At 41.6% G+C, this 24729-nt stretch carries 17 protein-coding genes and 8 tRNA genes; 8 read left to right on the top strand and 17 right to left on the bottom strand.

Features of this window, described 5'->3' with window-relative positions; translation table 11 throughout:
• Positions 1-3: 3 nt before the first annotated feature.
• Complete coding sequence (locus tag HX743_RS00125) at positions 4-1014, bottom strand: patatin-like phospholipase family protein (protein ID WP_214129004.1); 1011 nt, start codon at positions 1012-1014, stop codon at positions 4-6.
• A 233-nt stretch (positions 1015-1247) separates the two neighbouring features.
• On the opposite strand from HX743_RS00125, the gene chrA reads away from it, so the two are divergent.
• Entirely contained in the window at positions 1248-2474 is a 1227-nt protein-coding gene (chrA, locus tag HX743_RS00130) for a chromate efflux transporter (RefSeq protein ID WP_178318178.1), read from the top strand.
• A 143-nt stretch (positions 2475-2617) separates the two neighbouring features.
• Here the strand turns inward: chrA and gltS are convergent, their stop codons facing one another.
• From gltS to HX743_RS00145, 3 genes are all read right to left on the bottom strand, one after another.
• A complete protein-coding gene (gene gltS, locus HX743_RS00135; protein WP_178318179.1) occupies positions 2618-3859 on the bottom strand; it encodes a sodium/glutamate symporter in 1242 nt (413 codons plus the stop codon).
• 615 nt (positions 3860-4474) lie between these two features.
• Positions 4475-5746: a DcaP family trimeric outer membrane transporter gene (locus tag HX743_RS00140; RefSeq protein ID WP_178318180.1), complete on the bottom strand. Its 1272-nt coding sequence runs from the start codon at positions 5744-5746 to the stop codon at positions 4475-4477.
• Positions 5747-6146: 400 nt separating this feature from the next.
• Complete coding sequence (locus tag HX743_RS00145; RefSeq protein ID WP_131261542.1) at positions 6147-7331, bottom strand: multidrug effflux MFS transporter; 1185 nt, start codon at positions 7329-7331, stop codon at positions 6147-6149.
• Positions 7332-7582: 251 nt separating this feature from the next.
• Between HX743_RS00145 and yccS the strand changes: the two genes are divergently transcribed.
• The 4 genes from yccS (at position 7583) to HX743_RS00165 (ending at position 14225) form a co-directional block, all read left to right on the top strand.
• Positions 7583-9757, top strand: coding sequence for a YccS family putative transporter (gene yccS, locus HX743_RS00150; RefSeq protein ID WP_178318181.1), 2175 nt, complete (start codon positions 7583-7585; stop codon positions 9755-9757).
• Positions 9758-9904: 147 nt separating this feature from the next.
• On the top strand, positions 9905-10465 hold the full coding sequence (locus tag HX743_RS00155; protein WP_004977388.1) for a YcxB family protein: 561 nt from the start codon (positions 9905-9907) through the stop codon (positions 10463-10465).
• Between the two features lie 155 nt (positions 10466-10620).
• Positions 10621-13239 (top strand): sulfite reductase flavoprotein subunit alpha, encoded by a 2619-nt coding sequence (locus HX743_RS00160; protein WP_178318182.1) that lies wholly within the window; start codon positions 10621-10623, stop codon positions 13237-13239.
• Between the two features lie 167 nt (positions 13240-13406).
• On the top strand, positions 13407-14225 hold the full coding sequence (locus tag HX743_RS00165; RefSeq protein ID WP_178318183.1) for a YdcF family protein: 819 nt from the start codon (positions 13407-13409) through the stop codon (positions 14223-14225).
• A 25-nt stretch (positions 14226-14250) separates the two neighbouring features.
• Here HX743_RS00165 and HX743_RS00170 read toward each other — a convergent pair whose 3' ends face one another.
• From HX743_RS00170 to HX743_RS00220, 11 genes are all read right to left on the bottom strand, one after another.
• Positions 14251-14712 (bottom strand): DUF2750 domain-containing protein, encoded by a 462-nt coding sequence (locus HX743_RS00170; protein WP_004977378.1) that lies wholly within the window; start codon positions 14710-14712, stop codon positions 14251-14253.
• A 94-nt stretch (positions 14713-14806) separates the two neighbouring features.
• Positions 14807-14882 (bottom strand) — tRNA-Val (locus HX743_RS00175).
• Between the two features lie 101 nt (positions 14883-14983).
• Positions 14984-15060: transfer RNA gene (locus HX743_RS00180), tRNA-Asp, on the bottom strand.
• 64 nt (positions 15061-15124) lie between these two features.
• Positions 15125-15200: transfer RNA gene (locus HX743_RS00185), tRNA-Val, on the bottom strand.
• Between the two features lie 101 nt (positions 15201-15301).
• Positions 15302-15378 (bottom strand) — tRNA-Asp (locus tag HX743_RS00190).
• A 14-nt stretch (positions 15379-15392) separates the two neighbouring features.
• A tRNA-Val gene (locus tag HX743_RS00195) sits at positions 15393-15468 on the bottom strand.
• A 21-nt stretch (positions 15469-15489) separates the two neighbouring features.
• Positions 15490-15566 (bottom strand) — tRNA-Asp (locus HX743_RS00200).
• Positions 15567-15617: 51 nt separating this feature from the next.
• Positions 15618-15694 (bottom strand) — tRNA-Asp (locus HX743_RS00205).
• 26 nt (positions 15695-15720) lie between these two features.
• Positions 15721-15796: transfer RNA gene (locus tag HX743_RS00210), tRNA-Val, on the bottom strand.
• A 262-nt stretch (positions 15797-16058) separates the two neighbouring features.
• Positions 16059-16583: a cell wall-recycling L,D-carboxypeptidase ElsL gene (gene elsL, locus HX743_RS00215; RefSeq protein WP_131261501.1), complete on the bottom strand. Its 525-nt coding sequence runs from the start codon at positions 16581-16583 to the stop codon at positions 16059-16061.
• A 9-nt stretch (positions 16584-16592) separates the two neighbouring features.
• A complete protein-coding gene (locus HX743_RS00220) occupies positions 16593-16973 on the bottom strand; it encodes a YbaN family protein (RefSeq protein ID WP_004968265.1) in 381 nt (126 codons plus the stop codon).
• Between the two features lie 87 nt (positions 16974-17060).
• Between HX743_RS00220 and HX743_RS00225 the strand changes: the two genes are divergently transcribed.
• The 3 genes from HX743_RS00225 (at position 17061) to dapE (ending at position 19487) form a co-directional block, all read left to right on the top strand.
• On the top strand, positions 17061-17945 hold the full coding sequence (locus HX743_RS00225; RefSeq protein ID WP_178318184.1) for a DUF1853 family protein: 885 nt from the start codon (positions 17061-17063) through the stop codon (positions 17943-17945).
• Between the two features lie 120 nt (positions 17946-18065).
• Positions 18066-18212, top strand: coding sequence for an entericidin A/B family lipoprotein (locus HX743_RS00230; RefSeq protein WP_096901466.1), 147 nt, complete (start codon positions 18066-18068; stop codon positions 18210-18212).
• Between the two features lie 141 nt (positions 18213-18353).
• Positions 18354-19487, top strand: a complete 1134-nt coding sequence (gene dapE, locus HX743_RS00235) for a succinyl-diaminopimelate desuccinylase (RefSeq protein ID WP_178318185.1) — start codon at positions 18354-18356, stop codon at positions 19485-19487.
• 82 nt (positions 19488-19569) lie between these two features.
• Here dapE and HX743_RS00240 read toward each other — a convergent pair whose 3' ends face one another.
• Both HX743_RS00240 and HX743_RS00245 read right to left on the bottom strand, forming a co-directional pair.
• Positions 19570-20028: a hypothetical protein gene (locus tag HX743_RS00240; protein WP_019837493.1), complete on the bottom strand. Its 459-nt coding sequence runs from the start codon at positions 20026-20028 to the stop codon at positions 19570-19572.
• A gap of 3 nt (positions 20029-20031) precedes the next feature.
• Entirely contained in the window at positions 20032-24603 is a 4572-nt protein-coding gene (locus tag HX743_RS00245) for an Hpt domain-containing protein (RefSeq protein WP_178318186.1), read from the bottom strand.
• Positions 24604-24729: the final 126 nt, after the last annotated feature.

Below are 24729 nucleotides of genomic sequence, written 5' to 3' on the forward strand. Positions count from 1 at the left end.
CAGCTATTTAAACTGTCCATAAAGCCCAAAAGTATTACTCACTTTATAGTCTACAATTCTATGCCCATGCGCATAATGATGCTGTTGATAGACCTGATCAATTTTATTTAATTGCGCTGCGGTTGCTTCTGCACCTGCCAGCATAGTCGCTTCGCGCCCTTTTACATCAAAAATATGGGCTTTTTCACGTAAATCGGGTTGAATGACCACATCTGCCAGTTTCAATTCTTCATTGGCCAAATGCTTTTGCATAATATTAATATTTTGGTTAAACAATCCCCACACATTACTGGTTTCAGTATGAATAGGCTGCGCCAAAATATTCACGGCAATCACAATATCTGCCCCTAAATCGCGTGCAACCTTGACAGGTACAGGGCTCACTAAACCACCATCGACATATTCATGTTCTGCAATTTTAGTAGGTACAAACATACTTGGGATAGACACTGACGCACGCACTGCCTGCCCCGTATTGCCATAATTAAATACGACTTTTTTGCCTTCTTTTAATTCAGTCGCCACCACGTACATCGGGATTTTAAATTGCTCCAAACGGAGTTGATCGACTTGTGCATTGACATAATTTTCAACTTTTTTACCATCAAAAAAGCCTTTTAAATCTAAAGTCACATCCCGCACATCATTGGCTTTCATATTCATGGCAATTTCACGTAATTGCTGTGCATTTTTACCACTGGCATAAATTGAACCGACAATGCTGCCTGCGCTGCTGCCCACAATAAAATCAGGATGAATACCGTACTGCTCAAGTACTTCAATCACCCCAATATGTGCATAACCACGTGCGCCACCACTGCCCAAAACCAAGGCGACAACTGGACCTTTTTTTTGTTGTTTTAACTGACGAAAATCAATTTGATTCAGGCGTGACTCTGCTTCAACCACGGGCTGCGACTCAAGTAAAGTTTGAGTCGAAAATTGCTGCTGTGATGGCACTGCCTGACATCCCACCATCAATAATGCTGTAAGAGATACATACCCAATTTTCATAATGACCTTCTTGAATCCATAGGTTTCAGTCGATATTTCACCGCCAATCGTGACAAGGTTGATCAGCTAACTTGATACAGCAACCATCTTAACCATGCCACTGATGCTATTTGTTTCGCCTTGCATGACCGCCCATAGTCTATCTATTATTTTAACCGATCCTTGTAGTAATTCGTTAAACTGTCACGTCTAGCCACTACAGTGGCGCACAAGTCGAATCTGTCTAAAATTATATGCCAACACCTTCTTATTCCTTATTATTCTGGATTTTTCTGCAATTAGGCTGTCTGTCTTTTGGTGGGCCTGCAGCGCATTTGGTGTTTTTCCATCAGCGTTTTGTGCAACAACTCAAATGGCTAGATGAATCCCAGTATTCACAAATTGTCGCACTTGCACAACTCTTACCTGGCCCAACTAGTAGTCAGGTGGGGTTAGCGATTGGTTATTTGCAAAAAGGCTATTGGGGTGCAGTCCTAGCTTGGTTGGGTTTCACCCTACCTTCAGCGTTGTTTATGGCTTTGGTTGCAGTTTTGGGACATCAATATTTAGATGTACTGTCGTCAAATAGCTTTCACAGTATTCAACTGATCGTATTGGCCGTGGTGGCTTGGGCATTTTGGCAAATGTTGCGTAGTTTTTGTAAAACGGTTTGGCAATATGCCTTAATGTTTGCTTCTGCCCTATTTATTTATCTGATGCCCTTGAGCTTCAATCAAGTTTTAGTGATTCTGATTGCAGCTTGTTTTGGCATTTGGATGGCGAAACGCGCAGCACCGACTGCTGCACAATCATCCACCAATACAACGGCGACAGATACGCATTTTACTGCGGCACATTTACTCAAACATCGTCGTTATGCTGTATTTTGGGCAGTACTTTTTGTTGCACCCTTTATTGTGCTGTCAGGTCTAAACTGGCTACAACCTCATTTACTCTATGCAGCTAATTTAAGTTTCTATCAAGCCGCATCTTTGGTCTTTGGCGGTGGGCATGTCATTTTGCCTTTATTGCATCAAGATTTTGTTAGCACAGGCTTAGTCAGTGCAGAACAGTTCGATTTGGGTTATGCCATGGCGCAATTGGTGCCTGGACCACTGTTCAGCTTTGCAACGTATTTGGGCAGTTTGATTCCAATGACAGAATCTATGCTGCTGAATGCGACTTTAGCTACATTGGCTATTTTTCTGCCATCTTTCTTTTTGGTATTTTCGACTTTGCCTTATTGGTCTTGGTTGATGCAGCAAGCCTCTATTCGTCATGCAGTAACAGGGATTAATGCAGCGGTGGTTGGGTTATTGCTCTACATGGTGGTAGAAATGGCACAGCGCTATATACTGAATTTCTATGACCTTATTTTTGTTGCCTTCGTGATTGTGCTGTTAAAGTCAAAATTACCCGTTTGGCTGAGTCTGATGGGAAGCTTCCTGCTCTATACTGTGTTATTGAATTTTATTGCTTAGGCTATTTTTAAGATTCACTTAAACCAATGCCTGTAGCATAGCGTTCGAGTGTAAAGGCACTCTCACCGTTATATATCGCCATAAAAAATGCCAGCTCATGTGAACTGGCATTTTATTTTGCAATCTATCTACAACTGAACAGCTTAACCTGCAAAGAATTTCAAAATAGACTGAATCACAGCGACGTTAATCAAGTCGACAAAGAAAGCGCCACATAACGGCACAATCAAGAATGCTTTATAAGATGGGCCATACATATTGGTAATGGCTTGCATATTAGCAACCGCGGTAGGTGTTGCTCCCATCCCAAAACCACAGTGCCCTGCAGCCAATACCGCTGCATCGTAGTTTTTGCCCATAATACGAAACGTGACAAAAGCAGCATACAACGCCATTGTGAGCGTTTGCGCACCTAAAATCACCATCAACGGGCCTGCCAAATCGGCCAATTGCCATAATTTGAGTGACAACAACGCCATCGCCAAATATAACGATAAAGATGCATTCCCAAACACATCAATCGCACGGTCAAAAATATTGACTTTAAAAATACTTTCTAAAACATTACGCAGAATCACACCGCCCGCCAATGCCCAAACGAAAGTTGGCAATTCAAACATAGTGCCTTTGGCAACGCCTGTCATAAATTCGGCAAATGCCAAACACGCTGCAAATAAACCCAAAGTGGTAATGGCATTATCTGCAGTGATTAAACGCACCTGATGCGGATATTCAAATGGAATAAACTCATTGGAATCTTGATCTGCAGGGGTATTATCACGTTTTTCAATTTGTTCTTCGGTACGTGGTACAGCCAATTGATGACGGTTGATTAAGGTTTTCGCCAGTGGACCACCAATTAAGCCGCCAATAATTAAACCGAAGGTCGCGCTTGCCATTCCCAGTGCTAAAGCACCTTGAATACCATATTGGGTTTCTAAAATTTCACCCCATGCTCCTGCCGTACCATGACCGCCAGTTAAAGTAATTGAACCTGCAATTAAACCAATTAGTGGATCAATACCTAACAATGTTGCAAGACTAATGCCGACAAAGTTTTGCAGCACAATAAATGTGGAAATTGCAATCAAGAAAATAATTAAACCAATTCCGCCCTGACGCAATTTTGTAAAGTTGGCGCTTAAACCAATCGAGGCGAAAAAAATCAGCATAAAACTGGTTTGTAATGCGCTACTGGTGGTAATGCTATAACCCCAAAATTGATTCACCAACAATGAAACAATAGCGGCAACCAAACCACCTGCAACAGGTTCAGGAATATTATAGCGTTTTAAAAAATCAATTTTATTGACTAAAAGTCGCCCTAAGAGCAGGACGATGACCGCAGCAATCAGCGTATAAAACGCATTAAAAGTAAATTCCATGGCAATATCCATATAGTGATTGCAGATTATTTTTAATATGATGAAGAACTGTCTATGCAAACCAAAGCATTTGCATCACTATGACTCTAAATCAACTAAAAAATGCCGCAATACAAAGTATGTAAACAGTATCGTATTTGACCGAAGTTTAAGAGGTATGCATTTCGCTCAACCAACCCATCCTTTGGTTTCACTCAAGCGTTATGATCTGCGTTTGCCTAGAACAGAAGAAAAGAAAGACAAAAGACAGCATTTTCACTTTCGGGGTGACTTCGAGTGCAAACAACTGAATCGGCTTAACACTGAGAGGTAATCTCATATAAGCTCCCAAATATCTGAGGTGGATAAATACCTTCCTATAAAGATATTCAACCACTTGACAAAAAACAGCAAGATTAAAGGTCGATCATTATGCATTTTTTTTGACAAAAAGCTGCTATTTTCTGCGGTTTTTTCTAAAAATTTTAATGATTGTATTCAGCTATAAGAGGAAGTTACAACATTCCTTTAAACTGGATAAAATTTAAGTTATTGAGTGAATAACATAAATTTTCAAAATAAAAAAACAGAGCTTAAAATTAAGCTCTGTTTTGGATTTTTCTCAAAAGTGGTGACTTAGAAGCTATAACGCGCCATAAAGCCTACTCGGTCGTCACTGAATTTATCGCCAGCAAATGTTTCACGCTCACCGTTGATATACTCAATACCTAAATCGACTGGTTTTACAGGTGAATAGATAAAGTTAATCCACGCTTGTTGTACTTTCTCGTTAGCACCAGCATTATTTGCTGCACGCGCATAGTCTGTACCATCATCCGCAAATAAAGCACCGTAGGCTAAAGTTGAACGTAGTTGTGGTGAAAACTTATAAGTTGCACCCACTTGTACACCAATCGTTTCATTTTGCTCAATGTTCTTATTAGCATCAAGTACATATGCTGAATTACTACCATATAAGTAGTTGCTGTTACCCTTAACATAAGAGACATCCGCAGATACTTTTAAAGGTTCTGTAACTTGATAATTCGTACCTACAGCTGCGCCCCAACCTGTCTTATCATCACCAGATCCGTCTTTATAGTGTTCAACCAATGCTCGTGCAGATGCTGAACCTTTACCTTCCGCATACGCTTGTGTCACTTTAGCTGTTAGATTCGGTACACGATAAGAAATATCAGTACCAGAACTATTGCCTTCTTCAGCAGAAACGAATAATTGTGTTGCAGGGGCTAATTTGTAGTTGTAACGAACTTGCGGAACACGTGCTGTACCACCACCAATATTCGTTGCGAAGTCAATCATTTCTGGTGCATGATTTGACAAGAAGTTCGATGTAGTTTGACCGAATAACCAGTTGTTTAAAGTTAAATAAGCGTGGCGAATACGTAAGTTTTCTGACTTAGAGTTGTCTCCACTTGCAAAATCAACTTCGATTTTACCACCAACCTTGTTATCACCCATTGGAGTATTAAAATCTAAACCAAAACGAGTTACTTTTGGTGTTGCACGTAATTTGTCTTTTACATTGTTTGCACCAGTTTTATGGGTAGCGTTAAAGTCATCATCCGCACCATCAATAATATAGTTTGCATCACCACGGATCGAACCATAAATAGAAACATCTGCACCAGATTTAGACTTTAAGCTGCTTAATGCACTTACAGGTGCAGCAGGCTTCGCCTGTTGTACTTGGGCAATTTGAGTTTGCTGCTGTTGTTGTACTTGCTGTTGTTGCTGAATTAACGATTTTAACGCTTCAACTTCTTGACGAAGTTCTTGAATTTGTTGTTGCTCAGTTTTTGCTGCGTGTGCAGTACCTACCATTAAAGTTGTAACAGCAATAGCTAAACCTTTGATCATAAATTGACCGTTGAGTAATTGACTCATTTATCTCTCCAAAATAAAACAACGCTGCATCCGTGCATGATGATTTTGTTCGTCATCTATCGATTTCACATCGAATTATAAAAATGGCTTAAAAATCAAAACACTTTTGCCAAATAGTCCAAGACATCCAAATATTTAAAATATTACAATTTGTGTCATTTATTACAGGCTTCAATCTATCAAGTTATGACGTTTATTAAAATCAGTTTTCCCGAATAAGAAATCACAATTAATCATAATTACAGATTCAAACAATTAAACTATATAAAATTCAACACCTTAAATAGGTTGATTATTCAAGTATTTACACCACCATTAGACTATTGTATATATTTAAGTTCTGTTAAAAAGCCCGATTTTTTCGAAAAAAATCACCATTTGAAAAAGTATTGACCCCAACTCAATCTGATTGAGGTTGCAAAATATGAAAAACGGCAAACATCCCAAATCCAATAAATAGCAGCATTAATACAGCCATATTCAGCAAAGCACTGCCTGTTAAAAAGTTGAGTAACACTCCACCAATCAAGCCACAAAAGAATTGCACACTGCCCATGACCGCACTGGCTGTTCCTGCACGTGCGCCTTGTTTTGCCATAGCTAGTGCCATGGCATTCGGGCCTGTAAAACCAATCCCAGACACGGCAAGAAATAAACCGACCATCACCAATGCCAAAGGTGCATACCCCAAACTACCTGCAAGCAGTAGAATGACCGCACCACTCAGTTGAATCATGCTGCCCAATTTTAAGCGTTGTAACACACCCAATTTGCCACTGATTTTTTTATTCAGGGTCGAAAACAGCATAATACCAATCGCATTGGCACCAAACACATAAGCAAAAGCTGTTTCACTCAAGCCATATTGATCCATCATGACTGCACTTGAACCGCTGATATAGCAAAACAATGCCCCACCAGTCAGACAGCCTGCCAACATTGGAAAACGAAAATCACGATCTTTTAAAATGGCAAAATATAAGGTCAGTACTTGCTGAAAGTTCAAATTTAAACGACGTTCTTTCGCCAAAGTTTCTTTAAAAAAGAAGTGCACACATAAACAGCAAATAATTCCAACGCAGGTCAGCACTACAAAAATAGCTTGCCAATTCATCCATCTAAGTACCCATGCGCCCAGCGTAGGTGCAATAATGGGCGCAATGGTCATCACAATCATCATGCTCGAAAAAGCTTGAGCGGATGTTTGCAAATCCAAGCGATCACGAATAGCTGCTCGTGCAATTACCACACCCACACAGCCACCCAAAGCCTGCAAAATACGTGCAGCAATCAGTCCCCATTCATTTTGTGCAAACACACACAACATACTGGCGAGTGAAAATAGTGCCAAGCCAAAATATAAAGGCGGCTTACGTCCAATCCGATCACTCAGCGGCCCGTAAATCAGTTGACCCAATGCCAAACCTAAAAAGTAGGCAGGCAAACTGTTTGCGACCATTTGGGTCGATACGCCAAACTCGCTTGCCATAACGGGCAAGGCAGGCAAATACATATCAATCGATAAAGGCCCAAGCGAAGTCAATAACGCCAACAATAAAATCCACGCAGTCGAATATTGCCGCATGTTGGGTTGTTGCGCAGATGGTGGCGTACTGCTTGAACTTGGCAGCGTTTTCGATATGCTCATATTTTATGATGAAATGACAGATGTACAGACAAGCTTACACGCTCCATAGTATGATTTGTTGTGATCAAAGATGAATTTTCACATATTAGGTACTCTAAACATCTCATCTACAGTTACAATGTACGCAAACCTTCATCTTGCAGCATAAATCTCTGTTTAGACAGAAAAGTTTACTTAAAGGAATGATGTTGAAACCTTGGCTGATAAAGCTCAAACAAGCGACCTATAACACCACATTTATGTATAACATCCGCATGCTCATTGCATTTGCGGGAACTGCTTTTGTTCCCTATTTTATGGGGATGCAGCTTGCCACTATTCCTTTAACTTTAGGTGTGCTTGCCGCAGGTTTGAGTGATATTGATGACCGTTTTTCGGTGCGTATTGTCAATCAGCTCTATACCTATATTGGTTTCTTTGTTACCGCCACATCAATTCAGTTTTTATTTCCGCATCCTATTTTATTTGCTACAGGCTTAATCCTGTCGTGTATTGTCTTAATTTTGCTCGGTTCGCTCGGACGACGTTATGCCACCATTTCTTATGGCTGTTTGGTGGTGTCAGTCTATTCCATGCTTGGCGTCAACCTATTTGATGACTGGTACATGCAGCCGCTGCTTTTGGTTTCGGGCGCAATTTGGTACGGCTTAATTTCGACCATCAGCTTTTTACTGTTCCCTGTTCGTGCCTTACAAGACAAACTTTCACTCAGTTATTCTTCTTTGGGTGATTTTTTATTTGCCAAATCAAATCTATTTGATGTGGATATGACTGCACCGAGTTATCAACAAAGTATCATTGATTTATCACTTGAAAATGGCAAATTAATTGCGATTTTTAACGACTTAAAAACCGCTTTACTGACCCGTTTAAAAGGTGACCGCGGGCAAAAAGATACCCGACGTAGCTTACAGTATTACTTTGTCGCACAAGACATTCACGAACGTGCCGACTCTGCACATATTGATTATCAAAAACTGGCGAAAATATTTCAGCACAGCGATATTTTATTTCGCTTCCAACGCATTTTGTCGATTCAGGGCAAAGCCTGTAAAGATTTAAGCGAAAGCATTTTGCACCGTAAACCTTATGTGCATAACAAGCGTTTTAAACATGCTTTTGAAAATCTTAAACAGTCTTTAGAAAAACTGCGCAGTGAACAGCAATATGACCAAGTCTGGATTAATGCACTGTTTGCTTTATACCAAAACCTGAAATCAATTGATGCCCAACTGCGTAACCTTGAAACCGAACGCAATATTAAACTGGATAAATCCAAGCATATTGAACAACAACTGAAAGATGATGACTTAAAAAGTTGGGATGATATTGTCATTCGGATTAAGCAGCATTTAACCCCCGAATCGGTTTTGTTCCGCCACGCCATTCGTTTGTCGATTGTGCTGTTGATTGGCTATATTTTTGTGCAAGTCACCAACATTCAATATGGCTACTGGATTTTACTGACCGCCCTGTTTGTGATGCAGCCCAACTTTAACACCACCAAACGACGTTTACGTTTGCGTATTATTGGGACACTGGCAGGGATTGTAGTCGGCTACACCATTTTATATTTTGTGCCATCCGTTGAAGGACAATTACTGGTTTTAGTGATTAGTGGCATATTGTTCTTTGAATTGCGTAGTAAACAATATGCACAAGCCACTGCCTTTATGACCATTTTGGCGCTGATGAACTTTAACCTAGAGGGTTTAGGCTATGCTGCAGCCGTACCACGTATGGTCGATACCTTAATTGGTTGTGCGCTAGCATGGTTTGGCGTGAGTTTTATCTTCCCCGATTGGAAATTCCGCCGTCTATCACGCACGATTCGCCGCTCACTCACCGCGCAATGTGGCTATTTGGCAGAAGTGATTGAACAATATAAAAATGGACGCAACAACGGTTTGAATTATCGTGTCGTGCGCCGTGCTGCTCATAATACCGATGCAGAAGTTGCTTCACTGATTTCAACACTCGCCACCGAACCTGATTTTGACCCCAATCAAAAAGCTCAAGCCTTTGAGTTCTTGTGTCTAAATCACACCTTTATTAGCTATATTGCTGCACTTGGAGCGCATCGTGACAAAATTGACGATCAGGAAGTCTTGCAACTGCTCGATCAAGCAATGGACGATATTCAAGGTGCTTTACTGAAAGATGAAACGCCAGATTTAAGTGCACACAACATGTTGCAAACCATTCGTCAGCGTTTAAGCCAAAACAAAGAAGAAGATCAAAAATCATTAATTATTTTGCAGCAATTATCTTTGATGATGAGTATCTTGCAACAATTAAGTCGCTTAAAACAAAGTTTAAGCCACGAACATGATCAGGACGCAACTGAACTGGCGTCTTTATAAACAATCCTGCAAACGGTCAGTGCCTACTTATTCGCCCTAAGCTGCACAAGTATTCACCGACCTTAGCATGATTTTGCGACAATATACTCACTGCATGACAGCAATTAATGCTAAACTTTTTATAGTTTTAAATTTGTTAGTTTCACTATGACCGCGAAAAGTTTATACGCCTATACCCTACAGCCTGTGATCTACGAAGTTTCTGAAGAAGAACAACGTCACGCACAACTGGTAATTTGGCGCAGTACCAATAAAATTGGCATGAAAGCATGGATTATTATGGGTGTGATTGTTGCCCTTTCCATTTTAGGCATTCTGCTATTAAAAAATTATTCGACAATTTTCTGCTGGGTTGCCATTGTCTGTGTGGTGCTCTACCTGCTCGTGCGTAAATACGGCTTGGAATGGTACGTTAAGCGAAAAATGAATGAATTTCCTGTTCAAGAAATTAAAGGGATTCGTTTAGGCGTACAGCCGCACGGTATCGTGATGCGTCAGCAAATGGGCGCTCAAGAAGGCGTGGGTGCAATTGGCTGGAAAGATGTGTATGAATGGTACAATACCCCTGAGTTTATCTTGATGAACTTCAAAGTAAAAGGTCAGCAAGGTGCTTATATTCTGCCTAAGCGTATGGACAGCAAGAACTTTTCGTTCAACACCATTCGCAAGCATTTGACTGAAGCTGCAGGCGAAGCCAAGCAAATCTAAATATCCCTATTTAAAAATAAACCTCTATCCCCTGTGATGGAGGTTTTTTTTGCTTAAAATTAAAACAATGAACGATAATGAGAATAAATAGCATTTGCATTAACTTCATCTCTGCATTATTCTGCATCACAATTCATACTCAACAACCAACGCTTATGCTGAAGAAAGCCTTTTTCCAAATTCACTGGTTCCTTGGTATTACTGCAGGACTGATCTTGTCACTCATGGGCGTGACAGGTGCGATTTATTCCTACGAACAAGAAATTCTAAAATGGATGAATCCGAACAGTTATCAGGTACAAGTTGAGCAGAAAGCCAAACTAAGCCCTGCAGAAATTTATCAACATTTTCAGCGTACCCAACCTGACTATAAAATTAATAGCATCACCGTTGCAAAAGACCCGGCTGCATCTTCAACCATCAATATTGCGAAAGAAGGTGCAAAACGTGGACAAAATATCCTGATTAACCCTTACTCGGCAGCAGTGTTGCCTGAAATTCGGGGACGTGAATTTTTCCAGTTTATTCAGCAATTACACCGCAACTTAACCGTAGGGCCTATTGGTAAACAAATTACAGCCGCATGTACCCTCATGTTGTTGTTCTTTGTGTTAAGTGGCATTTACCTACGCTGGCCGAAACGCCATTCATTTAAACAATGGTTTGCGCTCAAACCTCAATTAAAAGGACGTAATTTTATTTGGGACTTACATGCCGTAGTGGGCACGTGGGTCGTGATTTTCTATCTAGTTTTGGCATGCACAGGACTGTATTGGTCGTATGAGTGGTGGCGCAATGGCATGTTTAAAGTCATGGGTGTGGAAAGACCACAAGCGCAATTGCAAGCAGATGGACGCAACAAACCTGTAAATTCAAATGCTCAAGCACTTCATCAGGCTGCGCAAACACAAACTGCAGGACGCCGCGCAAACACTACAAAACCAGCCAAGCAGAATACGCTGGATCAGGCACAAATCAATCTGGCATTGACGAAGGCATGGCAACATCTCCCGCAGCAATTGGGGCAGGATTATTCCAGTATCACTTTTAATGTGCCTAAACACGCCAATACTGAAATTGAAATTAACTTTGTCGATGTCATTCCACAACATGAACGTGCGCGCAATAACGCAACTTTTGATTATCAACAAGCACGTATTACTCAACTTGAATTATATGTAGACAAACGGCTTAATGAAAAAATCATGAGCAGTATGCTGCCTGTGCATCGCGGTAGTTTCTTTGGGCCTGTTTATCAATTTTTAGCCATGCTTTCTGCATTGATGATGCCGCTGTTTTTCGTCACAGGTTGGATGCTGTATTTAAAACGTCGTAAACAAAAGCGTTTGACTCTTGCTGCACGTCAAAACCAGACTCAATTTCAGATCGACCCAAATGCTGCACACTGGCTCATTGTCTATGCCAGCCAAACAGGTACTGCCGAACAATTGGCATGGCGCACCGCTACTAGTCTGCAAGAAGCACATCAGCCTGTCACAGTCAAAGCCCTGCAACATCTCAGCCTTGAAGATCTTAAAAACACCACCCAACTGTTATGTATTGCTAGCACTTATGGCACAGGTGATGCACCCGATTTGACCTCAAGTTTTGTGAAAAAAATCCTACCGCAAACCTGTGACCTGAGTCATTTGCGTTATGCAGTACTGGCTTTAGGTTCACGTGAATATGCAGATCATTACTGCCGTTTTGGACATACGATTGCTGCATGGCTGCAACGTAATCAAGCACATGCCTTGTTCAATACCATTGAAGTAAATAATGCCAATCCTGCAGACATACAGCGTTGGAATCAGGCTTTGGTACAGGTCACACAACTTGACTTACCAAGTATGCATATCGAAAAAACTTTTGATACATGGACCTTACAGCAACGTGACTTGCTAAATCCCAACAGTTTAGGCGCACCCGCCTTCAATATTGAACTGTTAGCACAACATGATGTGCATTGGTCTGCAGGTGATATTGCAGAAATTCAGCCTGAAAACAGCACTGCACGGATTCACGCCTTTTTAAAACAGCATCAACTCGATGCCAATACAATTCTTGCTGATGGTCAGCAAACCTTAGTACAGGCTTTGGCAGATAAAGACCTCACCGCGCCAATTCAGACATTTAAAACTGCGGATGAATTATTGGCACAACTTTCACCCTTGCCTAGTCGTGAATATTCAATTGCCAGTATTCCTTCACAACAGGTTTTAAGACTTGTGGTGCGTCAAAAATTCGATGCTCAAGGCGAGCTTGGCTTAGGTTCAGGTTGGTTAACTGCACATGCTGCACTTGGGCAAAATATCGCATTACGCATTCGCAATAATCCATCTTTCCATTTAATTGATGATGACCGCCCAATTATTTGTATTGGCAACGGTACAGGGCTTGCAGGATTAATGAGCTTATTGCATGCACGTACCCGCCTGAATTACACCCAAAACTGGTTGTTTTTTGGTGAACGTCAGCAAGCGCACGATTACTTTTATCAGCACACCATCGAGGCTTGGCAAAGCACAGGTATGCTACAACGCCTTGATTTGGCCTTTTCCCGTGATCAAGCCGAAAAAGTCTATGTACACCATAAGTTACGCGAACAGGCTGAAGAATTAAAACGCTGGATTGAACAAAATGCCGTGATTTATGTCTGCGGTAGCATTCAAGGCATGGCCAGTGATGTCGACCAAGCCTTAAAAGATATTTTGGGTGAGACTCAACTGGAACAATTACGTCAGCAAGGACGTTATCGCCGAGATGTGTATTAGGATTTGTTGACACTTTTTAAATGGCTTGCGCTGTAGCTCTATAGCTAAAACTTGGCAATTCACCCAAGTTTTATCCATAGCCTCAGCCGAAACATAATTCAGTTGAGGCAAAATTTTTCAGCAGCTTCGGCTATACTGTTTGTACAGCATCACAGTGCAATAAAATTATGCAAGGCATGCAAGCAAGTCACGTACAAACACAATTTAGTCTATTTAAAAGAATATTGAGTAGCCTAATTGGATTAATTTTAGTATTGGATGGTGCCTATCTCATCAGCTTAAAGAAAATTCATTTCGGCACCGTTTTACCTGTTTTAATAGGCATGATGCTGCTGTGTTATGCCATTTTCTATACTTGGATTCAAAGCTACTTAAAACAACATACACGCTTAGATTGGCTGTGGAAAATCGGTTGGGGCGTATTGTGGCTGTGGTGCATCAGCCTGCTGATCTTTTTTACTTATATTCATTTCAGTACACAGCAGCAAAATACTGTAACCAACAATGCTAAAGTGGTGATTGTACTCGGCAGTGGCATTGAAAATGGACAACCATCGCCCACGCTCGCCAAACGACTGGATACTGCAGCCGCGTATGCCTTAGCGCATCCTCAAAGTTATTTCATTGTTAGTGGTGGCCCTGCATTTGCGGAACAACTCACTGAAGCACAGGTGATGTCTAATTATTTGCAACAACGTTATGCAATTGCAGCATCACACATTATCTTGGAAACCCAAAGCACCAGTACGGCACTTAATTTGAAAAACAGTCAGCCCTTGCTGCATACATTAGGCACAGATAAAACCCAACCGATTATAATTGTCACCAGCGACTTTCACACACCACGTGCAGCAGCCATTGCCAAACGACAAGGATACACACAGTTCAGCATGCTCAGTGCAACGACACCACTCTATACCCGCTATAACGCATGGTTACGCGAGTATTTTGCTTATATCAGTGGTTGGCTGCTGAATGAGTATTAAAAATAAAATCTAGCAAGCAGATCGCTTAATTCAAACGTATCGAGCGTGGTAAAGGAATTTGCATATCTTTAAAAAATTCAGGTTTTTGCATATACACCTGATACAAATAATTTTTTAGATCAAGCAATAACTTTTCAGGGGCAACCAATACATTCTGCCCTTCTGGGCTTAGATTCATCGAAATATTGGTGGCTTCCTGACGTAAAAATGGAATCACTTTTTCAATAAAATCTTTCAGTGAAATTTCTTCGACTTGATAATTGGCCCAATTGTCTTTAATTAACAGTTTTGCCAGACTTTTATTTTGCCACATTGCAAAAGCACGTTGCCCTGTAGGCGTGGCACAGAGCGCCCAGCCATCTTCATACAATGCAAAAACATGCCCCTGAGACACAATGGTTTCAATAAATTGCTTGTAAATATCTTGTGCATTATAAGTTTGCGTTGCTTGCTTAGATGCAGCTTTACGTTGATAAGGATTTCGCATAAGTCACGGATATTAGTATTATTATTAAATAAAAATTTTAGGCGAATTTATTGCAATACGCAAGTAATATAAGATAAATGAGGATGAAAGGATATGGTGGGCGCTGACGGGATCGAACCGCCGACATTCTGCTTGTAAGGCAGACGCTCTACCAACTGAGCTAAGCGCCCTGAAGATTAAAAAATAACATCGTTATTTTTTATGATGCAAGACAAGCAAAGAACGTCGTCTTGAACTTTGAAATACATTTTTCACATCAGGGAATGAAAAATGGCGCAGCGGACGGGGCTCGAACCCGCGACCCCCGGCGTGACAGGCCGGTATTCTAACCAACTGAACTACCGCTGCAACGGTAATTGCGTAAGCAATTAAGGTCTTTTTTGTATGTATGCCAAGCATAAATACTAAAATATGGTGGGCGCTGACGGGATCGAACCGCCGACATTCTGCTTGTAAGGCAGACGCTCTACCAACTGAGCTAAGCGCCCTGATAAGATCAAAACAATATTTTGTTCTGATTTTGCAAAACTGTCAAACTTTGCATCATTTCAGTTTAAGTCTATCAGGCAACCTAAACTTTTCTTTTGAATGGCGCAGCGGACGGGGCTCGAACCCGCGACCCCCGGCGTGACAGGCCGGTATTCTAACCAACTGAACTACCGCTGCATCGCAAAAGAATCTGGTGGGCGCTGACGGGATCGAACCGCCGACATTCTGCTTGTAAGGCAGACGCTCTACCAACTGAGCTAAGCGCCCTCAAAAGCAATTTTATGTAAATGGCGCAGCGGACGGGGCTCGAACCCGCGACCCCCGGCGTGACAGGCCGGTATTCTAACCAACTGAACTACCGCTGCACTTACACAAAGTCACTATTGTGGTACAAACAATGGTTAAAGAATCTTAAGTGGCGCAGCGGACGGGGCTCGAACCCGCGACCCCCGGCGTGACAGGCCGGTATTCTAACCAACTGAACTACCGCTGCACGTAAGAATCTATAACGTAAAGGCTTGGTGGGCGCTGACGGGATCGAACCGCCGACATTCTGCTTGTAAGGCAGACGCTCTACCAACTGAGCTAAGCGCCCTTAACGTCTTTATCGTTTGTGAGGTGCATTATAGAGAATCTTTACCGCCTGTCAAACGCTTTTCGGCTTGTTTTCAGTTTTTTGTGACTGAGTGATTAAAAAATAGGTGATCCGCTATAAAAACAAACAAATTCTGCAAGTTATTTTAGTTTTCAAGCAAAATTAATGTGCTTTTCAACTTGTTAGCGTTGCACTCTACCTGCTCAATGTATTGGTTTTTTATGTTGCGATGAATACAACTTTATTCAATTGACTCGCACCATCAACCAAGCAACCCTAAGCTATTTAAATCTAGCTTGTGTTCAGAAATATAAACCAAGGCTTTTTCTGGAATCAGTTCAAACAATTCTAAAATATCGTGGTTACGCATCCGAATACAGCCATGCGATGCAGGAATGCCCATCGGTTCTGTGTCTGGTGTGCCATGTATATAGATATAGCGCTGAAAAGTATCGCAGCCAATGCCTTGATTAAAACCTTCTTGCAAACCACTGAGCCATAAAATGCGGCTTAAAATCCAGTCCCGTTCAGGAAATTGTTCAGCTAAATCTAAATTGTAAATTTCACCTGTCGGTTGACGCGCAATAAATACTGCATTTTCAGGTTCATTTTCACCAAATTTTAAAGCGACTTCATGCCAGCCACGTGGTGTTTTACCACTATTTTCAGTTTCACCAATGCCATTCACACCACTCGAGATGACGTAGAGTTTCTGATGCTTCGGCAAATATAAAGTTTGCTCGGCTAAATCAATCAAAATATCTGCTTGTGTGTATAAAAAAGACATTGCGCTACCCTATTCTTCTTCTTTCGTGGGCGGCTGTGGTTCAGGACGTAACCACAACCAAATACACACCACCAACATGGTGGTATTGGTAAAAATTTTGACCGCAACGGGCGCAGTTGTGAACAGCATTATCACGGCACTAATACTCATCATGATCGTTGCAAACCATTTGGCTTTACGCGGTACAGTACCATTGGCGCGCCAATCTCTGAGTGTACTGCCATATTTAGGATGATTCAGTAACCAGTTGTCCATTTGCGGCCAACCGCGTGACGATGCCCAAGCTGCTAAAATCAAGAAAACAGTAGTAGGCATACCCGGCAACAATGCACCAATAAAGCCAAGGATGACAAAGATCACCACTAAACTTCGCCATAACAAGCTTTGCATACCACTGTCCTAAACTACGAATTGCGGTAGTATAAAGCGTTTTTTAATTTTCCGTTGTAATTCTGCATTTTTCAGCATGGATTCATAATGATTGAGTTGTATCAACCCGAACTTCTGCCCGAAGTATGGCTGACCTACAAAACCCCACTCATCCGTCAGTTGGCTTTTAGTGTGGCAAGTCCGAATATTTTATGTGCTGTGCCTGAGCAATTGCCCATTCAACATGCTTTTGAATTCCATTCAGATACTTTTTGGCAGCAGCATTATCACGCTTATCAATCACGTTTAGCCTATTTAGATTCACATCCAGAAGCAGTGTACGACTTTTTAAATCAACTGAAAAGCACCCGTTTAGGCTTACGCTTTGAAATGTTGATGTGGTTTTGGCTGCGTGATCGTGACTATCATCCCTTCGAATTATTGGGGCACAGTATTCAAATTATTGATGGTGCTAAAACTGTGGGTGAACTGGATTTTTTACTGCACAACCATGACACGCAGCAGGTTGAACACTGGGAAGTCGCATTAAAATACTACTTAGCCGAAGCGGATTGCTCTTTGGCACACTGGTATGGTTTAAACCGCTCCGATACTTTAGCGCGTAAACTGAATCATTTTAGTCAAAAGCAATTTCAATTTAAACAAGCCTTGGATGTGCCGATTCAACGCCGTTTTGCTGTACTCAAAGGACAATTGTATTTCGCCATACATCACTTGGCACAATCATCTACAACACTTACGCCACACTGGGTTAATCGCGCTCGTCGTTTAGGTCTTTGGGGGAGTGATATTCCTGCCCAAGCAGAACGGTTTTATCGCCTACAACGTCATGAATGGATTTGTCAAAATGCTCAAGCCAGTAGCCTACCGAATCAATGGTGGGGCGATGGTTTGTATTATCAAGAGGCACATTCACAATTTTATATGTATCGCGCTGCACCGCTGATTAGCTATCCCCCTTTAACACGCTGAATAACTGTTTCAACATTTTATTACGTAAGCACCATAAAAGTTGCCTATTTATTATTCTGTTTATTTCCTAAGCTAAAAAACACATCAAAATAATCTATCTAGAGCATATTGGAGATGATCATGAAAAAAATTCTAGCGACTTCACTACTATTAGCCTTTGTTTTAACGGGTTGTAATACAATTAAAGGCGTGGGCGAAGACGTGTCTTCTGCAGGTCATGCGGTGAGTAATACTGCTGAAAAAACCCAACAAGAAATTCGAAAATAATTCTGAGTATTTCAGGAATATCTTCACAAAAACTACAAAAAACCTTGTTCTCGGACAAGGTTTTTTCACGCTAAAATTTCACTTTTGTTGCATTATTCCCCTATTATTAGCACTTACTCTTGATAAACGTCTGAAACTCTCATGACCTCTTCTGCTACTCTGGATTTAAGCCTTCAGCTTTTACGCCAACCGTCTGTCACTCCTGTCGATCACAACTGTCAAAACCTCATGGCAGAACGCTTAGAAAAAATTGGATTTAAGATTGAATCTATGCGTTTTGACGATGTAGATAACCTCTGGGCGCGAAAAGGTACAGAAGCACCTGTCTTTTGCTTTGCAGGTCATACAGATGTTGTACCGACAGGCAATTTAGACGCATGGAATACCGATCCATTTGTACCTGAAATTCGTGATGGCAAACTTTATGGTCGTGGCAGTGCCGACATGAAAACAGCATTGGCAGCCATGGTCGTTGCCTCTGAACGCTTTGTCGCCAAACATCCTGACCACAAAGGCTCAATTGCCTTTTTAATCACCTCAGATGAAGAAGGCCCATCCATTAACGGCACCGTAAAAGTTGTAGAAACGTTGGAAGCACGTCATGAAAAAATGACTTGGTGTTTGGTGGGTGAACCTTCAAGTACCCATAAATTAGGCGATATTATTAAAAATGGGCGTCGCGGTTCGCTCAATGGTGTCTTAACGGTAAAGGGTAAACAAGGTCATGTGGCTTATCCACACTTGGCAATTAACCCGATTCATACCGCGTCTAAAGCGATTTCGGAACTGTGTGAAACGGTGTGGGATCATGGCAATGAATACTTCCCTGCCACCTCATTTCAAATTTCAAATATTCAAGCAGGAACAGGTGCGACCAATGTTGTCCCAGGTAACATGACGGTGACCTTTAACTTCCGTTATTCGACTGAAGTGACTGCAGATGAGCTAAAAGCACGTGTCTTGGAAATTTTAGATCGCCATCAAGTGGATTATGAAATCGAGTGGACGCTTTCAGGTTTGCCATTTTTAACCCCTGTGGGCGAATTGGTTAATGCTGCACGTCAAGCCATTCGCAATGTCACAGGTGTTGAAACAGAATTATCGACCAGTGGCGGTACATCTGATGGTCGCTTTATTGCGCCGACAGGTGCACAAGTGTTGGAGTTAGGCGTACTCAATGCCACCATTCACCAAGTTAACGAGCACGTTGATGTGGCTGATTTAGAACCCTTAGCGGAAATTTATGAGCAGATTTTAGAAGTGTTACTCACTTAAATCGAATAAGAGTTAGTTACAAAAAACAAAAAAGGAACTCTATTGAAGTTCCTTTTCTGTTTTACAACATAGAAAATTGCGGTTAAGCCGTTAATTTTTCTTGAATGTATTGCAAATTTGGTACATGAAAGACCTGCTCACCCATACGGACATATTGGAATACCGCAGGATCAGTCGTGTTTTGTTGGTCATCATCTACCACTTCAGAAATACGCAAGCGCAGTGTTTTAGGCATTTCATTGCACATCAAAGCAAAACGCTGCTCCATTTCATCGCCTTCAATAACCAGTGCCACGCCCATTTTTTTCTCTGGGTCATTGACTGCATAAACAGGCAATTGCGATTCGTGCCATTCTACAGTCTTTACTTGAGTGGCATTATCTAGTGCGGATAACACAATATTTTGAGGTATCAGCATCGGGTGTTTACCATGACATTCAACAATATAAGCATCAATAAAACCCGTAGAAACGGTGATTAAATGGTGCAACTCTTGTTGACTAATTTGCCCAAGTAAATTGGGACCATTCGTCTGACTCATCGTTTACCCCTGACTGACTGCTAATAATTGTTCAATATTGGCAAGTAATTCTGCCTCTTGGAACGGTTTACCCATGTAGTGTGTCACACCTAAGCTAAACGCGCGCTCACGGTGTTTTTCACCTGTACGGGACGTAATCATGATGATTGGCAGATTGTTATGCATATCGTGGTGGCGTACGAGGTTAGTTACCTCAAAACCATCCATACGTGGCATTTCAATATCCAGCAACATCAAGTCAGGTTTGACGTTTTCAAGCTGCTCCATGGCATCGATACCATCTTTGGCGGTCACGATGTCATAACCTTGACGCTCAAGCAGACGTGAAGTTACTTTACGTACGGTGACTGAGTCATCCACAATCATAATTAAGCGGCGTGTATCACGACGTTGGATATCACGTTGATCGCTGGCTTGTTTAGTTCGGTGCGTTGCAAGAATTTGACGGGCTATATTCTGACCATCCAAAATCAAACAAACTTGACCATCACCCAAAATGGTTGCGCCTGCAATTGCACCAATGCTTGAGAACTGTTGTCCAATTGGCTTCACAACAATTTGACCACGCGAACCAATCAACTGATCAACTAGTAAGGCAATACTTTGACCTGTACTGCCTTTAATTAACAGAACTGGTAGTGAATGACCCACATGGCTTAAACGCGGCAATGGCTGATTACCAACGAACTCAGATAAGTAACGTAACTTATAGTTCTGGTTATCAATTTGGAAGAAATCTTCATTGCTGTTGAAGTAAGATTCCAAGGTCGTTGGTGCTATACGTACAATACGGTCAATTTGCGCTAACGGTACAGCAAATTGTTGATCACCAACTTTTACCATTAAGGCATCAGATACCGCAACCGTGGTTGGTACGCGAATACTGAAGGTTGTACCTTGACCCAATGTTGAATCTACTGATACGTGACCACCAAGTGCCTTAATTTCACTTTGTACCACATCTAAGCCCACACCACGACCTGAAATTTGTGTAACCGATTTTGCTGTCGTAAAACCTGGGTGGAAAATGTATTGCAGAATTTCATTTTTATCTAAATTCTGATCAGCTTTGATTAAACCTAAGCTCAATGCTTTTTCTTTAATCTTGGCATCATCAATACCCTTACCATCATCCACAAAAGTCACCACAACATCTGTACCTTGGCGGGTGATGTTCAGTTCAATTTTACCAACCTCAGATTTATTAGCAGCAGCACGTTGCACAGGGTCTTCAATACCATGGTCTACCGCATTACGCAGCATGTGTTCAAAAGGTGTCACCAAACGTTCTAGAATAGTACGGTCTAATTCACCTTCAGTGTTATTAACCACCAATTCTGTCGGACGGTTCAAGGTCGATGAAGTCTGACGCACAATACGTTGTAAGCGTGGCAATAAACGCGAGAATGGTACAAGGCGTGTACGCATCAAGCTTTCTTGAATTTCGGCCTGAATACGTGATTGTTGTAATAACAAACCTTCGGCATCACGGATTTTGTCAGCCAATGTGCTCTTAAAGTCCACCAAGTCCGATGCAGATTCTGCCAGAGATTTAGACAACTGATTCAACGATGAATATTGGTCCATCTCTAATGGGTCAAAGTCTGCATAACGTGAGTTTTCAGAACCATGTTTGGCAATAATTTGCGATTCTAGCTCGCCTTCCATTCGACGTAACTGATCGGCAAGTCGTTTAATCGCCAATTCCATCTCATTCAACGTACCGCCCAGTTGCCCTAGCTCCATTTCAATACGTGAACGGTTAATCGAGTTCTCGCCTGACAAGTCAATCATCTTCTCGACTAAATCGGCAGAGATACGAATCATCTCATTGCTGTTATCTAGTTTTGTGGTTTCGCCCCACTCACCTGACATTGCAGGTGGTTCTGTACCATCACCCTGAACAAACTCATAACTACGGCTTGGTGATAACAAGTCGTTATGCGTTAACCGCTCAGGCAATTGTGCAGATACATCTACAAACTGCATCGCCGATAAGCTAGATTTTAAACTGTCATAATCAGTGTAATCTGCTTTGAAAATTGCATCACGCAACCATGCCAATGTGGTTTGCAGCAAGGCATCATAAACATTTGAGTTAAATTGATGCACTGCAAACTGTTCAAAGGCACTTTCAAGTTGATAGGCAATTTGCGCAACAGATTCAATTTCAGCCATACGTGCACCGCCTTTTAAGCTGTGCGCCGCACGTTGTAATTGAAGCAAGACACTACGGTCACTACGCTGCTCAAACCATTGTTTCAAGCGCTGATCTGCAGCATCCAAAATTTCTTCCGCTTCTTCTCGGAAAGTTTCAACCACAATTGAATGTAATTGCTCATCTTCAGATTCAGCATTTGCTTCATGACTTGCAGTTTGTGTTACCGGTTCAAATGACGCAGTAACAGCATCTTCCAGACTTGCCTCATCAGCAATAGCGATATCATCTTCAGCTAAATCTGCAGTCGTGTCTTGCAAGGCTTTTGCTGCCAACTCAGGCTGTGCATCAACCTCTTCTGCTTCGATCACCTGTTCAGGCTGCGCTGTAGTTACAGCACTTGTGACTGACACATCTGCATCGCCTTGTGCCAAGCTGACAATGTTGCCTAAAATAGCAATTGACTGTGTCGCAGCATAGTCCACACGCTCATCGCGAATGGTCTGAATACGGTCTGCAATATCATCTTGCACCAAACGAATAATTTGAATTAACGCAGGTGAAACAACAATTTGGTTGTTAATGATACGCTCGTAAATCGACTCGAGGTTGTGTGCAATTAAACCAATATGCGTCGCAGAAATCATATTTGCGCCACCTTTCAAAGTGTGCAAATAACGCATTAAGTTATTTAATGCCGAAGTGTCACTGGCGTCTTTTGACCACGTGTTGACGTCTTCATCCATACCCACCAAAAGCTCTTCTGCTTCTTCCAAGAAGATATCCAGCAAGTCAGGATCGAAGTCTTTGTTGGCATCATCGGCATGTATGTTTTGTTGATCTGATGCAATACGTTGTGACAATTGTGCCAAACTCACAGTGCCCGAACTTTCGCCAGTAACTACAACTGGTGCCGCTTCAGGTTCTGCAACAACCGCTGTTTCTACAGCATTGTCGCTCTCTAATGTTTCAACATCTTCAAGTGCAATTGCCTCAATGTCTTGCTGCACGAATGCAGTTAAGTCATTTAAGGTTTTCTGAATATCTTCAGTAACCGTAACACGCTGTCCCGCAGCCAAAGTATCGAATAAATGAATAAACTCTTGGTGCGCCTGTGCAAACAACTCATAACCATATTCAGAGTTAAGCAAGATTGGCTTGGCTAAAACACTGTCGTAAGCGGCTTTAAGTTCTTCAGTAAATTGATGGATACCCACAGACGCACGGTTATCGGTATGCTCTACCAATAATTGTGCTTGTGCGCTGAGTTCTTCTAAATAGCTTGGGAATTGCGCTTGCGCCAATTTATCAAACTCAAATTCGGCATCAAGTAAACGATCAATATTCAGTTCGATTAGCTTCGATACTAAACCTTGAGGATTAGAGTCTTCCGTATCGCTGGTGCTAAAGCCGTAGCTATCCCAAGCTTTATTAAAAGTTGCATAGATAACATCTAAACTATCACAGTGACCTTGACGAAGTACATGCAGATAATCCCGGACAAATTCTGCATATTGCACCAACAGCGCAGTTTCTTTTGATGTAGATTCAATTTCATCTTGTACAAACACTTTAAACAAGTTTTCAACTTTAGAACTGGCTTGAAAAACTTGATCAATTTGCGCCATAGACGAACTGCCGCGCAGTGTATGTAATGCACGGATTAAGCCATTATAGTCCTGTGAGTGAATCTGATCTTGTGCCAAGAACTGATCAATGGTCGCTAAATGCTCTTCAGCTTCTTCTACAAAAATAGCCAGAGTTTCAGCCAATAGACTCGCATCAGCAGCCTCTTCTTGTGCAACTTCTGTCTGCGGCATTTCTTCAGCAGTCATTACATCTTCTGATGATTCAACTGCTGCGACAGCTGCTGTTTCAACTGCAGCATCCGTCAATTCTAGTCCTGTCGGCATATCAGTGGCAGTCAGTTGATCTGCTAAAACCAGCAACTCTTCCAATGCAGGTTCAGGACTTTGGTTTTGCTGTAATTGTTGTCCTAAAAGCACCAATGGGCGTAAATCAAGATCAATTAAACCGACTTGCTTAAAAATTGGATAAAGCTTGTATTGATAAATATTTAAAACAGTTTTTGCGTATTTTTGAATATCAGTATTGAGTGTTACCGCACCCGAAAGCACACGGTTTAAAGTATCTTCAACCGTCCATGCCAATTCGCCCGCAGACTTCGCACCCACCATGCGACCCGAGCCTTTTAAAGTGTGAAAGTGACGACGAATAGTCACTAAAGTTTCTTGATCTGTTGGGTTAGCAAACCAAGTAGTAAATAATGGATTTAATTCTTCGAAGATTTCTTCAATTTCTTCGACAAAAATTTCAAGAATTTCCGCATCTTGCTCAAGATAACTATCTTCAGGAAGCGTCATTGTTTCGACTAAATTTTTTAATATTTCTTTCATAGCTAAGGCTTCTTACGTTTTCAGCACCAAAAGGCACTTCAACTTAATTGTAACCATCCTGAATGCCCCTAACCCAAAAGTTAAGTTCATCTTTGCGATGCTTTATCTCTGAATGATGGTGTACCC

The sequence above is a fragment of the Acinetobacter sp. Swhac1 genome (assembly GCF_013390985.1).
GTDB lineage: Bacteria > Pseudomonadota > Gammaproteobacteria > Pseudomonadales > Moraxellaceae > Acinetobacter > Acinetobacter towneri.